This window comes from Paenibacillus sp. EZ-K15 (assembly GCF_002573715.1).
GTDB lineage: Bacteria > Bacillota > Bacilli > Paenibacillales > Paenibacillaceae > Paenibacillus_AQ.
The window spans coordinates 348,259-362,385 of the sequence record NZ_PDHM01000012.1 but is presented as its reverse complement, the minus strand read 5'-3'; the positions used below and the strand labels follow the sequence as shown (position 1 = coordinate 362,385).

Below are 14,127 nucleotides of genomic sequence, written 5' to 3'. Positions count from 1 at the left end.
GTTCTGGCTCCTTTAATTAAGTATGATGTGTAGTCAATTTGATGGTTTTGATCTCATACGGCATGAATGGAAGGGTTAACCTTCCTTCCGCGGTATCCAGTTGTTCGAGTTCTTCTTCCAAGGCGTTGGATAAATGGACGCTTTCATAAGGATAAGGCCAGCTCAGTGCAACTTCATCTCTGCCTCCCGCGGATTCGTACATCCGAAGGATATATCCTGAGCCGTCTTCTGCGCGTTTGACGGTATCCAGGATTACATGATGGCTCTCGAACGGAATAAATGAATGAACAGCAGGCCGAGAACCCTGATTCGATCTAGCTCTTACGTAAGGAAGCTCATGATTGAGCTCGGCTGCTTTACGGACGATTCCGGCACTTCTCCAGTCTCCGTTATGCGGGTATAAGGAATACGTGAACTCATGCTCACCCAAGTCTGCCGTGACATCGGGCCACTTCGGTGCGCGCAGCAGGGATAACCGGATCGTGCTATCCTGAATGTCATACCCGTACTTGCAGTCGTTGATGAGGCTGACGCCGTATCCATGCTCCGACACATCCGCGAAACGGTGGCCACAGACTTCATATTGCGCCTGTTCCCAGCTTGTATTGCGATGGGTCGGTCTCTCGATGGTTCCGAACGGAATCTCATACGTAGCCTTATCGGCAACGACCCCGATTGGGAAGCCGACTTTCAGCAGTTTGTGTGATTCGTTCCAGCTGACTTGCGTCTTGAAGTCGATCCGCCGGTCATGATGATAAAAAATCATATCCTGGATAATCTCCGAGTTATGGATACGCCAGCGGAAACGCAGCACATCCTGCACCTCACCCGCTTGCACGAGCTTCTTCTCGATCAGCTCCGCCTCTCCGGCTAATTGCTCCTCGTAACGGGTATCGATATCCCATGCGTCCCACAGCGTAGGACGGTCATGGAAGAAGTGGAAGCGGTTCGCGGCTTCGCCCGGCTTGACCACTTCCCGATTGGCCTCTTTATCCCACAGGCTCGTGATTTCCCCGCGCCCATTAAAGCTGACCTTATAATAATCCGTTTCCCAGGAATCTGCGAACACTGTAGTAGAATTCTCCGCCACCGCCTTGTTTCCTGCCAAAGGCTTCAACCAAATGGTCTTGTATCCCAAAGCCGGGATGCCTTGAACATGAACATTCAAGCGGTGAGTGGTTTTACTGTTTCCTTCTGTTTGCGCATCGTACTGCAGCAGCGCTCCATCCGAATCATACGGCGCAAGGCCATGCTCTCCTTCAATCGAAATGACGGCATCTCTGCTCCATCCAAGTCCGTTAAAGACGACATACGGAATGCCTTCCCCTTCTGTATCGGCCTGATCCGCCAATACCTGAAGCCCAAGACGGAGGCTATGATTTCCTTTTTGGAACACCTCTGCGTATTCCTTCTCAGAGGTGACGTAAGACTCCGTAATGGCAGAGCCCGGGATAATATCATGAAATTGATTCAGCAAAATCAACTTCCAGCCGTCATGCAGCTCCCTCATAATCGCCTGCTGCTGCTCATTGCTCATCGACGAAAATGCCACCGAATTCCATAACTCCGCCTCGCGGTACAGGATTTCCGCTTTCCGGTTATGACGCTTGTTCCGCGCATGCGTTGTATAGGTGCCGCGATGAAGCTCGAGGTACAAATCCCCGCGCCATTTCGGCAGCTTCGGCTGTGCATCCTCAATCCCGCCGAAAAACTCGGCAGCTGTGCTATACTTGCTGGCCGGTTGACCGACCATAAGCTCGGCACGGTCGATATATTCCAACATTTCGCGGGTTACGCCGCCTCCACCGTCACCGTGTCCATACAGCAGCATCTGCTCCGGATGAACGGCTCTTTGGCGGTATGACTGCCAATGCTCGTGAACATCTTTGGGCAGCGTGTTCTCGTTCACGCCGTGATTGAGATAAGATAACATCGGTGTTCCATCGATCCCAACCCAATGGAACAGGTCATAAGGAAACACATTCGTATCGTTCCAGCCGAGTTTTGTTGTCATGAAATAACGAATGCCGCCATGCTTCAAGATCTGAGGCAGCGATGCACAATATCCGAATGTATCCGGCAGCCATTCAATATGAGATGTCCGCCCAAACTCTTCTTGATAGAAGCGTTGCCCGTATAGCAATTGACGCATGAGGGACTCCCCGCTCGGAATGTTCAGGTCCGGTTCGACCCACATCCCGCCGACAAGCTCCCAGCGTCCTTCCTTGATTCTAGCCTTCACTCTCTCGTACAGCTCAGGATCATGATCCTTCAGGAATTGGTATAGCAAAGGCTGGCTCTGCGCGTACTTAAATTCGGGATACTCATTCATCAGCGCATCCATGGTGGAGAAGGTCCGGCTTGTTTTACGTACGGTTTCCCGGACGGGCCACAGCCAAGCAATGTCAATATGCGATTGACCCACCATAAACTCCGTGCCTTCAGCATGGCCGCCAATGGCAGTAACGGTCCGTTTCAGATCATGCTCAATCCCGGTTACCTGAGCGCCGTCCCGGATGGCGGCGTCATCCAGGCTGACAAAGCGGTCCATCGCCTGATACAGCGCCTCCATTAAGCGGATGCGCCGCATATCGCTATCCGGCAACAGGATAAGTGAATCCCGAATCACGGTCGCGGTGTACATCAGGCTCTGAACGGACACGTTCACCTTGACAAGCAAGCTTTGCACCTTAGTAATCGGAGGCTGAATGACAGCCTGCTGATTCAGCGGGTCCACCGGCTCCGGAATCGGATCGTACAACTCGATCTCAAGCTCCATATTCAAGCCGGTGCGTTTCGGATCAAGCTTGACGAAGGTATGATTACGATCCAAACCCTGATAAGATACTCCGTTTATGCGCAGTAAGCCCTCGCCCCCGGAGTGGAACACAAGTCCGATCGCTCCGTCCACCCAGTGCGTGGGCCATTCAAGGTTCCTCCGAAAGAAATAGGTTGTCCCCTGTGTGCTCGGGAATCGGTTGAAGTCTTGTCCTTCCGTATAAGGGGCTTTATCTTCATACACGCCCGGAACCATGTACGTGGCTCGGGTAATGTTCCACTCTCCAAGCTCTACTGACTCAAGCCACTGCCGCTCCGAAAGTTCGCGTATAAAACGTCGAATGCGTTCCATTCCTTAACCCTCCTGTACAGTCAGATCTGCACTCAGCGTATCGTTCACATGTCTGCCAACCATGATACGGAACAAGCCAGGTTCAACCACTTGCTTGTAATTTTGACCGATATATTGAAGCTGTTCCGCACCGACGGTAAATTCCACCTTGCACCGCTCTCCAGGCTGCAACGAAATTTTGCGGAAGCCCTTCAGCTCACGAGCCGGTCTCGTATATTTGCTGGCCACGTCGCTCACATACAATTGTACAACCTCGGATCCTTCCCTGTCGCCGCTGTTTGTAACATTCACGGAGACAACAGCTGTTTCGCCAGTTCCGATCACTTCTGGTGTAATTTGAATATCCGAATAACTGAACTCGGTATAGCTGAGCCCGTATCCGAACGGATAACGCGGCTGGGAATCCTCTTCGAGGTAACGCTTACCGCGCGACCGCTTGCCGTTATAGTAAACCGGAAGCTGTCCGACATGCTTTGGTAACGACATCGTCAGCTTACCGGACGGATTCACATCGCCGAACAAAATGTCCGCTACTGCATGTCCGCCCTCCTGGCCCGGATACCATGCTTCCAGGATGGCATCCGCATGCTCGTCGATCCACGGCTCCGCAATTGGCCGGCCATTGATATACACAACGATCATCCGCTTGCCAAGCTTATGAATCTCCTGGGCCAACTCCAATTGAACGCCGGATAACTGCAGTGTCATCCGGTCGATGCCCTCACCGCAATCCATGTCACTTAAAGCGTCGTCCGTAACCTTCGATGCCCCTGTGCGCAAATCGATCGTGCCCTCGCCAAAGTCGCGTGCGCTGGAACCGCCCAGTACCATGACCACGGTATCTGCCTGATTCGCGCAAGCTAATGCGAAATCAAAGCCTTCCCTGGAGTCATCCTTAATGCGGCAGCCCGGTGCATATAATACACGTTCAGCTTCATCTTCCAGTTTCGCGCGGATTCCACCCAGTACGGTGGTCACGCTTGCCGGCGGCTGCGGAGACGTATAATCTCCGAGCTGATTGTATCCTTGATCGGCGTTAGGTCCAATGACGGCAATCACACCGCTTTCGTTGGATAACGGCAGCGCCTGGCCTTCATTCTTGAGCAGGACGATGCCTTCCGCCGCAAGCTGTCTGGCAAGTTCGATATGCTGCTGGCTGCCGATAACTTCTTCCGCTACCTGCGGATCCACGTAAGGCTTCTCGAATAGTCCGAGCTTGAACTTCAAGGTCAATACGCGGCGAACAGCCTCATCCAGTACGGCAACCTCAAGTTTGTTTAACTCGATCGCGTTCAGGAGATGCTTACTGAACATCTCGCCTGACATCTCCATATCGATACCGGCACGAAGTGCCTGAGCAGCGGCATCCATTCCGTCTTCAGCAGTATCATGGCCGCTGGCCAGCATATCGATGGCACCGCAGTCGGTAATTACCATGCCGTCAAAGCCCCACTCCTTGCGGAGAATGCCGTCAAGGAGCTCGGTATTGACGGTGCAAGGCACGCCGTCAATCTCGTTATAGGCCGGCATAATGGATGCAGCTCCTGCCTCCACGGCTTTCTTGAAAGGCAGCATATCCACTTCCATCAATTCACGTGTTCCCATATGCACGGGACCCGCATTTCTCCCGCCTTCGGAACTCCCATAACCCACAAAATGCTTCAATGTCGCCGCAACACTGTTCGGGCTGTCCAATGAATCGCCTTGAAGGCCTTCAACCGATGCGACCGCATATTCGCTGATCAGGTATGGATCTTCGCCGAAGCATTCCTCGGTACGGCCCCATCTTGGATCGCGCACGACGTCGAGGACCGGGGAATAGGTGACGGCACCGCCTTGGCTGCGCGTTTCGAGCGCCACGGCACGGCACATATCCCGGTACAAATCCACGTTCCATGTGCTTCCAATGGACAGCGGGACCGGGAAAACCGTGCCGCCGATGGCCATGTGCCCATGCGAGCATTCCTCCCCGATCAGAATCGGAATACCCAGACGTGATTCCTCAATGGCGTACCGCTGGATGTGATTGACGGCTTCTGCTCCTTCACGCGGAGAAAGACCGGTCTCAAGTGTTACACCGGTCCATGGATCGGCGCGCAGGGTCCCGTAAAGGGATCCGACGCCGCCATTTTTCACTTGCTCTTTAAATGAATCCGTTAATGTAATCCGACCTTTATTCACTTCATTGGTCTTCCAGCCGAACGGCTGAATCAGCTGCCCAACCTTTTCCTTCAGGTTCATCAGGCCAAGAAGATGTTCCACTCTTTCCGTAATGGGTTTACTGGAATCTTTATAAGTCATCTCATACCCTCCGGTACATGAAGAATTTATTCTTTAACCGCGCCGATGGTCAGACCTTGAATGAAATAGCGCTGGAAGAACGGATAGGCCAGAATAATCGGTCCGGTTGCCAGAACGACCATCGCCATCCTCGAAGTATCCTGCGGCATGCTCTGCAGAGCGGCCATGCTAAGGGATGAATTCTGAGAGTTCTGCAAGATGAACTGCATGCTGGTCTCAATCCGCATGAGCATGGATTGCAGTGGAACCAGGTTCGGATCATCAATGTAGAGCAATGCGTTGAACCAGTCATTCCAATAACCCAAGGTGCTGAACAACCCGATGGTTGCCAGACCCGGCAAGGATAGCGGCAATACCAGCTTGTAGAAAATTTTAAACTCGCTCGCACCGTCGATTTTACCGGATTCAATGATGGCATCCGGAACGCTGGTGCTGTAGAACGTACGAAGTATCATAATATAGAAGGCGTTGAGTGCCAATGGCAGGATCAAAGCCCAGATGGAATCTTTCAGACCGAGCAATTGTGTTGCAACGATATAAGTCGGTACCAGACCCCCGTTAAACAGCATCGTGAAAAATGCAAAGAACGCGAAGAAGTTCCGATATCTGAACCCTTTACGAGAGATGGCATAAGCATACAACGAGATAATAAACAAGCTGATCAACGTCCCCACTACCGTTACAAAGATCGTAACGCCATAGGAACGAAGGAGTGTATCGCCCGTTTGGAATACATATTTATAGGCTTCCAGACTCCATTTTTCCGGCCAGATTTGATATCCGTTGCGGGCAAGGGCGCCTTCATCCGTAAATGAAATGATCATGACGAACAAAAACGGAAATACACACAGGAACGAGAAAATACCGGCAATCAGGTTGAACACGACATTCCACCCGGATGAAAGCTGATGGAAATCTTTCATCTTGCTTTTAGATTTGAACACGTCACATACCCCCTTCTTGGTAGATTGATCGATTAGAACAATGCATTATCCTTGTCATATTTACGAACGATATAGTTCGATACCATAACGAGAATAAATCCGACTACCGACTGGTACAGACCCGCAGCAGTACTCATTCCGATCTCGCCTGTAGTCTTCAGACCACGATATACATAGGTATCGATAACGTTCGTTACGGAATACAAGGTTCCCGAATCCCTTGGCACTTGATAGAAGAGACCAAAGTCAGCGTAGAAGATTTTACCGATCGCAAGAAGAGTCAAAATGGTCATCAGCGGTTTCAGCATCGGAAGCGTGATGGCTTTAATCTGCTGCCATTTGTTCGCGCCGTCAATCATCGCCGCTTCGTACAAGGATTTGTCGATCCCCATAATTGCCGCCAGATAAACGACACTGTTATAACCAACGGATTTCCACAAACTGATTAACGTCAGGAATATCGGCCAATACTTGGCTTCGGAATACCATTGAACCGGCTCCATGCCAAACCATCCCAGGATCTGATTGAGCATCCCTTTATCCATGCTCAGGAAACTGAATGCAAAATAACCTACAATAACCCAGGACAAGAAATACGGCAGAAACATACCCGTTTGATAGACTTTCGCCAATTTCTTATTCACAATTTCGGACAACACGATAGCCAGTACTACGGATAGAATGAGACCCAAAATGATGAACACGAAATTATAAAGTACGGTGTTGCGCGTAATGATGTAAGCATCGTTGGTACTGAACAGGAATTTAAAGTTTTGGAATCCTACCCATTCACTATTAACGATACTTGCCCAGAAGCCGTCCCGGCTAAAGCGGTATTCCTTAAATGCAATAATGGTCCCGAACATGGGCAAATATGAGAATAAGAGAAACCATAGGGTCCCCGGCAAAACCATGAACAGCATGGCCTTATTCGTCATAATATTTTTGAAAAACTGTCCGATCGCTCTCACGCTTACCCCTCCTCGTGATGTGCATGAATGAACAAAAGAAGGGCGGTGAACATCCGCCGCCCCGTCCTTGTTCATGCTGCAGCGGTATCTACTGTCCTTGGGACAAGAGAGACCGCTTCATGCATTGTTATTACTTGCTTGCTTTCCAAGCATCAATTTGGCTTTGTGCTTCAGCGATGATCTTGTCCAGACCAGCGGCTTTCAGCTTTTGATTCGCTTTTGGCAGGAACTCTTCAGGATTGACGGTACCTGTCATCAGCGGCGCCCAGAACTCTTCTTTTACGTTGTTGACTGCTGCGAGCTCTGTGGATACTTTGGTTGGATCGAAGTTGAAACCGAGAAGCGGAGCAGGCTGGCCGGACTCGTTAAACTTCTTGAACTCTTCCCATTTGTTCTCAGGATCCTCAGGATTCAAATAAGTCAGCATGACATTACCAAGCGCGAAGGTAGGCATGTCGTAGTTTTTCGATTCTGGCAAGTTTTCCATTACGTTCTCGCTAAGCTTTTTGTAGTGTACGCCTTCGATACCGGAGTCAACCAGGTTACGAAGATATACGTCTGTGTTCAGCAGGTTCAGGAACTCCATGGCTTTCTCAGGGTATTTCGAGTTAGCGGAAATCGCTTGCATCGAACCCATTACCGACCAGTTGAAGATCGTTGCATCGCCAGCCGGAGTGGACACTACCGGATAGCCGTAGCTTTGGCTCCACAGATTGTCTGCGAACGGCTGCGTTGCCGCACGGTCTGCGAACCAGTTGCCGGAAGTCATCAGATCTTGCGTCGAAGTTGTTGTAGCTGCTTCTGGGGAAATGTATCCCGCTTTGTAGTACTTGTTCATCAATTTAAGCATGTCCATTGTTTCTGGCATTTCGAGGAAGTTCACAACTTTCAGATCTTCCTTGTCATCCAGGTAAACGGCCATTGGCATTTTTTCGATGATGTAGTCAAACGGAAGCAATGGACCGAAGTCTTTGCTAAGTGCCAAAGGAACGACGTTCGGTTCTTTTTCCTTAATCGTTTTCAGCAGTGGCTCCAAGCTTTCCATCGATTTCACGTTCGAAATATCGAGGTTGTACTTATCAAGCAATGTTTTATTAAAGCGCCATGCTTCTTGAGCAGGAAGCTCTTTGTTTGCAGGAATCGCATAGTTGTGACCATCAACCTTGGAACCTTCCAGGAACGCAGGGTCAATCGCGTCTTTAATGCCTTGTCCATGACTTTCAATCAGCTCGTCCATTTCCATGAATGCGCCTTTACGTGCATTTTGCACATAGTCAAACGCCCATGAGCTTGTGAACAAGATATCCATCGGTTCGCCGGAAGCTGCCATTACTTGCATCTTCTGGTTGTAATCACCGAAGTCGATCATTTTCATGTCAACGGTTACACCAATCTTCTCAGCAGTGTATTTATTGATTTCTTCCTCAACCTTGTCAACATCCTTTTGAGGTGTTCCGATGGTGTACCAGATCAGCTCAACCGGTTTCTCGGCAGTTCCCCCGCCGTTCCCTGCACTCTCTTTGTTGCCCCCGCATGCCGACAACAGCATGGATGCGGACAATAAAAGCGTTAGGGGCAGGAGCCATTTCTTTTTCGATTTACTCATGTTTATCCTCCCTTTTGAATCCTTGTGTCTCTACACTTATAAGGTTATCCCATGAAAGCAGTTTCACATAGGCGAAAAATTAAAGGTATTATGGTGAAAATAAAGAAAAAAACTCTGATTAAATCAATCAGAGCATTCCTCGAAAATCCCTCGGCGATACGCCGACAAATTTTTTGAACTGTTTATAGAAATAACCGGTTTCCCAATAACCTACATTTTTTGCGATATCTTGTACTTTCGTTGAAGAGTTTCGGAGCAGCTCCTTCGCTCTTTCAATCCGGTACCGGTTAATATACTCCGTAAAGTTCTCTCCCGTCTCTTTATGGAACAGATGCCCCAGATAGACGGGGTGGATATGATACTGAGCGCCTAACACCTTCAGCGACAAATCCTCATTATAATGGTGCTGGATATGATGCAGAATCTGCTGGATGACAGGGCTCTTCACATCATTGTTGAGCGAATCAACCAGCCCGCCGACCCCGTCCTTCACGGCCGTAATCAGATCGTCGATCGATACGGAATCCATAATATCAGTAATCGTATTTTTCACAAAATCAGGGGCAGCCGTGTATTGGATATCGTTCAGCTCCAGTTTCAGGCGAATGACCATCTCGACGGCGATACTCTTGAGTGTCGTCGGGATCATCCCCTGCGTATGGCGAAGCCCATCAAAATCACTATCGATCAAATCAAACAGTACCTGCTTGTCCCTACCGGCGATGCCTTTGGCATACTCGGGCCACTGCACGGAATAGGATTCCGCCGCTTCCCCCTTCTTGGCTTGAACATCAACATAATCCACGTAGGAGGGCTGCTCCAGAACAAGATAGTATTCCTGCGCCTCCTTGGCATGAAGATAACTGTCCTTATAATTTCCGCCGAGACTTTCCACGCTGCCAAGTGAGATGGACAGCTCCTCTTCATAGCATTGCTCGCGCACCTGCTGCAGCAGCCGAATGGCTCTCGCTTTTTCCGTGTCCGGATCTTTCATCATAAAAATCACCACGTGATCGCCGTCGTTGTCCCGGAAATACAGGACACCCGGCTCCTGATCCATTAATTGATACAGGCTGTTCGCAAGCGGCGTGAAATCCGCTCTCAGGATAGACGCCATGACATACGGCAAATTCAGGTTCAGCCCCAGAAGGGTCGTGCGCTCCTCCAGTTCCTCCGGCTCAATCCGGTCCGTGATCCAGCGGTACAGAATATTGCTCCGCAATACGTTAATGTCGTACTCGTCCAGTCTCATTTCTCTTCTGGATTTGTTCATTTTATCCGTTGTGCTGGCAATCGTTTCTTCCAATTCCTTCAGATTGATCGGCTTGAGCAAATAATTCTCGATCCCCAGACGCATGCCTTCCTTCAAATAGGCAAAATCGTCGAAGCCGCTCAGGATGATTACCTTCAAATTGCGGTTCAATTTTCGTGCGCCTTCAATCAATTCAAGTCCCGTCATGACAGGCATCGAGATATCCGTGATGAGAATGTCAACCGGAATGACCGCCATCTTCTCCAGCGCCTGACGGCCATTCCCCGCATGCCCCACCACCTCAATGCCATACTTCGACCAATCCACGACGTCAACCAATCCTTCTATAATAAATGGTTCATCGTCCACGATAAACACTTTATACATCCTTATTCAGCTTCCCTTCTGTCACCGGAAATTTGACTGTCACCGTTGTACCGCTGCCCGGCTCACTCTGGATGTCCATTCCGTACGAACTTCCAAACGTCAGCTTTAATCGCTCATTCACACTCCGCAGTCCAAATGATTCTTCACTCGACTCGGCCATTTCCAGCCGGGATTTGATCTCCTCAAGCTGCTCTGGCTCGATCCCTTTCCCGTTATCCTTGATCTCGATTACGACATCATCATCCTGCTGCGTCGCGTTAACCATTAGCCAGTTATCATCCTGGTCGCTGCGCAGCCCATGAACGATGTAGTTTTCAATCAGTGGCTGCAGCGACATTTTCATCATCGGCACATGTTTGATTTGTTCCTCACAGTGCATTTTATAAATATACTTGTCCTTATAGCGAATTCGAAACAGCTCCAGGTAGAGCCTGCACGCCTCCAGCTCATCCTTCAATGTGTAGTGGGACTTATGCTGAACGATATTCTTGAACAGCATCGACAAGCTGTAGATCATATCACCGACATCCTGAGCCCCCTGCGAGAGAGCTCTCATCCGAATCACTTCAAGCGTATTGTATAAAAAATGCGGGTTAATTCTCGCTTGCAGTGCAGACAGCTCCGCGTTCTTCTGGTTAATCTCTGCCTTATACACCTTGTCGATATACCGGGAAAGTTCATCCAGCATTTCATTGAAGCTGCCCGCAATTTGCCCAAGCTGATCCTCCTTGGTATCCTGCATCCGTGCAACGAATTCCCCCTTCTCTACCTTGCGCATAAAACGGATAATGTTATCGGTGCGCTTGGAGTAGTTGACGATCATCAGCGAAGGAATGGATACCGCAATCACGATGCACAGCAGGGCAGCAATCATGATGGTGCTCTGCACGCCATGGAAAGATTCAGCGATCTCACGTTTAGGTGTAATGCCAACTACCGTATAACCTGCCTGGCTGTGGGCTGCCGTTGTAATATACGATTCCTCGTCTAGGTTCACAGTTTCTTTGGAATTCAGCAGGCGGTCGGCATAAGGATACTTCTGGCCGTAATATTTACCAGAGGAATCAAACATCACCCGGCCCTCACCCGACAGAACCAGTACGGACCCCTTCAATGGATCATCCCCGCTGTTCAGGACGGCATTCAGCGCTTCCGTTCGATATAAAATAACCAGCTGCCCCAGGTTCTTGTATGTGGTCATATCATTAATCGGGCTTCGGATCGAAAATAACGGCAAATTTACATCTCCGGCTAGCTTACGTACCCATAGATTCGGCAACGTGACACTTTGGCTCTCCATCGCCATCACGTCCGGGATATAAGAATGCGTGGCGTTCGCCTGATAGAGCCTCGTCATGCTGCCCTGCTTGTAAACATACACATACTGCTTCTCGGCACTGTACAGCATAATATTCTCAATATCCGGGTCATCGTCCAGTCTCTGCTTGAAGTATGCGACCACACTGTCTGAATTGGACTGTCCGCCGCCCGCGATCCGATCCATTCGCTTGGCCATGTACTCATTAAACGAGTTCATGAGGAAATAGGAAGTGTCAATGCCTAGAGAACTGTTGCGGTATAAGTCATTTACATAGGACTGCGCGTTCTCATATTTTTGATTCAATTGCCGTTCCACCCGCTCAACAGCGCTTCGCTGAATGTCCAGTTCGCTGCGAACGGCCGATTGAAACAAGAAGTAATACATGAGAAAAGATAAGGTGACAATGGTAACCACCGCAATCAGGGAGATTAACAGCAGCATTTTGGTAAACATATTATTTTTAATATATTTTTGATAAAACCTAGCAGGAGACATCGGTTTCCCCTTCCTGATGTAAACGTTGTTACTGCTTAACATATTAAATATAACATCGGCAGGCCGTTATCAATGGATGAAATTTCTACCAAGTCATGAAGGTGTAATTTGCCTATTTTAGGTTGATTTAGGGGCCGGCCTTCCCCCTGATTCATAGCATGAATCATGAAGGAGATGGATTAAGATGCCCCAATACCGCATTATTGTCGATTTATCCGACTTTCAGCTGCACCTGCTCGACGGCGACATCGTGGTACGTACATTCCCGGTCGCCATCGGTAAAATGGCTACGCAGACGCCGCCCGGCAATTACACCATCGTCAACAAACAGCCGAATCCCGGGGGGCCTTTTGGAGCCTATTGGTTAGGGTTGTCCAAACCCCATTATGGCATCCATGGCACGAATGACCCTTCATCCATCGGCCGCTACGTTTCCCATGGCTGCATTCGGATGTACAACGAGGATGTCATTGAGCTTGCCTCCCTCGTGCCGATTCATACCCGGGTCACCATACGAAACTGATAACATAAACTGGTGATTTCAAATCCCTCAAAATTGGTTAAATACAAATGTTACATCGTACCTATGTATTTACCTATTCGTTGTATGGAGGGATTGCCCATGATGCAGAGCAAATATTTCAGGACATGCTTTGGCATAATCGCACTGCTCTTGATCATTTATCTCGGATCCGAAATCAGCTTCTTGTTCCGGCCAATCGTCTCCATGTTCAATATGCTGATTGTTCCCGTCGCGATGGCCGGCTTCTTCTATTATCTGCTCAGACCGATTGTGGATTACCTGGAGCGGCGGAAAATCAAACGATCCATTGGCGTCCTGATGCTGTATTTCGTGTTTGCCGGTCTCTGTGCCATCTTCGGCATTGTGGTGTGGCCGACACTGCGCGAGCAGATCGAAAATTTTATCAGTAATGCCCCCTTTCTGGTAGAGGGTGTGCAGCAACAGATTGACCAGCTGCAGCAGAATCCATACTGGTCACGCTTTATACCAACGGAATCCGAGCTGTCTACCACACTAACGGAGTACATGAATCGGATCATTACCTGGATCAGCAACTCCATCAACAATCTGATTACCGTTGTATCCAGCGTTCTTGTTATTATTGCTACAATTCCGATCATTCTGTACTACATGCTGAAGGAAGGCAGCAAGCTTCCGCCTAGGCTGCTCAGCGTCCTGCCAAGACGATACCGCCGCGACGGCAAGGAAGTACTGAGTGAGATCGATACAGCACTCAGCCATTTTATTATCGGCAAAGTGATCCTGAATCTTATACTTAGCATAATGATCTATATCGGATTTCTGATCATCGGGCTGCCCTATTCTTTGCTCTTGACGGTGATCTCCTTCTTCTTGAATTTCATCCCGTATATCGGAGCGCTGCTGGCGACCATTCCTGCCGTGATCATCGGATTTATCGAATCTCCTTCGATTGCGATATGGTCTGTTGTCGTCATTGTCATCGCTCAGCAGATCCAAGATAATATTCTGACACCAGTCATCTACGGGAAACAGCTGGATATTCACCCGCTAACTACGATTGTCCTCATTCTTGTAGGCGGCGATTTCTTCGGGCTGCTTGGCATCCTGCTCGCCATTCCCGCCTACATGATCGTCAAAATTATCGTGGTACGGATTTACGAGCTGTTCCTTGCCGAAAAAGTAGAAGACGTATAATGAACTCGAGTTACTGGAGAC

Annotated in this window: 9 protein-coding genes; 2 read left to right on the top strand and 7 right to left on the bottom strand. The window is 49.3% G+C overall.

Features of this window, described 5'->3' with window-relative positions:
* Positions 1-16: 16 nt before the first annotated feature.
* The 7 genes from CRG97_RS09685 to CRG97_RS09655 form a co-directional block, all read right to left on the bottom strand.
* The gene (locus CRG97_RS09685) at positions 17-3,130 is read right to left on the bottom strand and encodes an alpha-mannosidase (protein WP_098742787.1); all 3,114 of its coding nucleotides are present in this window, start codon (positions 3,128-3,130) and stop codon (positions 17-19) included.
* A gap of 3 nt (positions 3,131-3,133) precedes the next feature.
* Positions 3,134-5,431, bottom strand: a complete 2,298-nt coding sequence (locus CRG97_RS09680) for a glycoside hydrolase family 3 N-terminal domain-containing protein (protein ID WP_098742786.1) — start codon at positions 5,429-5,431, stop codon at positions 3,134-3,136.
* Between the two features lie 26 nt (positions 5,432-5,457).
* Positions 5,458-6,354 (bottom strand): carbohydrate ABC transporter permease, encoded by an 897-nt coding sequence (locus CRG97_RS09675; protein ID WP_076321299.1) that lies wholly within the window; start codon positions 6,352-6,354, stop codon positions 5,458-5,460.
* 53 nt (positions 6,355-6,407) lie between these two features.
* Entirely contained in the window at positions 6,408-7,337 is a 930-nt protein-coding gene (locus CRG97_RS09670) for an ABC transporter permease (protein ID WP_179090580.1), read from the bottom strand.
* A 139-nt stretch (positions 7,338-7,476) separates the two neighbouring features.
* Positions 7,477-8,952 carry an ABC transporter substrate-binding protein gene (locus CRG97_RS09665; RefSeq protein WP_098742785.1) on the bottom strand — a complete coding sequence of 492 codons (1,476 nt, stop codon included), beginning with the start codon at positions 8,950-8,952 and terminating at the stop codon, positions 7,477-7,479.
* A 127-nt stretch (positions 8,953-9,079) separates the two neighbouring features.
* Entirely contained in the window at positions 9,080-10,591 is a 1,512-nt protein-coding gene (locus CRG97_RS09660) for a response regulator transcription factor (RefSeq protein WP_098742784.1), read from the bottom strand.
* Entirely contained in the window at positions 10,584-12,407 is a 1,824-nt protein-coding gene (locus CRG97_RS09655; RefSeq protein ID WP_098742783.1) for a cache domain-containing sensor histidine kinase, read from the bottom strand. The genes CRG97_RS09660 and CRG97_RS09655 overlap by 8 nt, the downstream gene beginning before the upstream one ends.
* 184 nt (positions 12,408-12,591) lie before the next feature.
* Here CRG97_RS09655 and CRG97_RS09650 point away from each other — a divergent pair, with 184 nt between their 5' ends.
* Together CRG97_RS09650 and CRG97_RS09645 are read left to right on the top strand one after the other, a co-directional pair.
* Positions 12,592-12,930 carry a L,D-transpeptidase gene (locus CRG97_RS09650; protein ID WP_098742782.1) on the top strand — a complete coding sequence of 113 codons (339 nt, stop codon included), beginning with the start codon at positions 12,592-12,594 and terminating at the stop codon, positions 12,928-12,930.
* A gap of 99 nt (positions 12,931-13,029) precedes the next feature.
* Positions 13,030-14,106, top strand: a complete 1,077-nt coding sequence (locus tag CRG97_RS09645; protein ID WP_098742781.1) for an AI-2E family transporter — start codon at positions 13,030-13,032, stop codon at positions 14,104-14,106.
* Positions 14,107-14,127: the final 21 nt, after the last annotated feature.

Excerpts from the sequence above, each read along its gene's own strand:
- CRG97_RS09685 (WP_098742787.1), bottom strand. The coding sequence starts at position 3,130 with ATGGAACGCATTCGACGTTTTATACGCGAACTTTCGGAGCGGCAGTGG.
- CRG97_RS09680 (WP_098742786.1), bottom strand. The coding sequence starts at position 5,431 with ATGACTTATAAAGATTCCAGTAAACCCATTACGGAAAGAGTGGAACAT.
- CRG97_RS09675 (WP_076321299.1), bottom strand. The coding sequence starts at position 6,354 with ATGAAAGATTTCCATCAGCTTTCATCCGGGTGGAATGTCGTGTTCAAC.
- CRG97_RS09665 (WP_098742785.1), bottom strand. The coding sequence starts at position 8,952 with ATGAGTAAATCGAAAAAGAAATGGCTCCTGCCCCTAACGCTTTTATTG.
- CRG97_RS09660 (WP_098742784.1), bottom strand. The coding sequence starts at position 10,591 with ATGTATAAAGTGTTTATCGTGGACGATGAACCATTTATTATAGAAGGA.
- CRG97_RS09655 (WP_098742783.1), bottom strand. The coding sequence starts at position 12,407 with ATGTCTCCTGCTAGGTTTTATCAAAAATATATTAAAAATAATATGTTT.
- CRG97_RS09650 (WP_098742782.1), top strand. The coding sequence starts at position 12,592 with ATGCCCCAATACCGCATTATTGTCGATTTATCCGACTTTCAGCTGCAC.
- CRG97_RS09645 (WP_098742781.1), top strand. The coding sequence starts at position 13,030 with ATGATGCAGAGCAAATATTTCAGGACATGCTTTGGCATAATCGCACTG.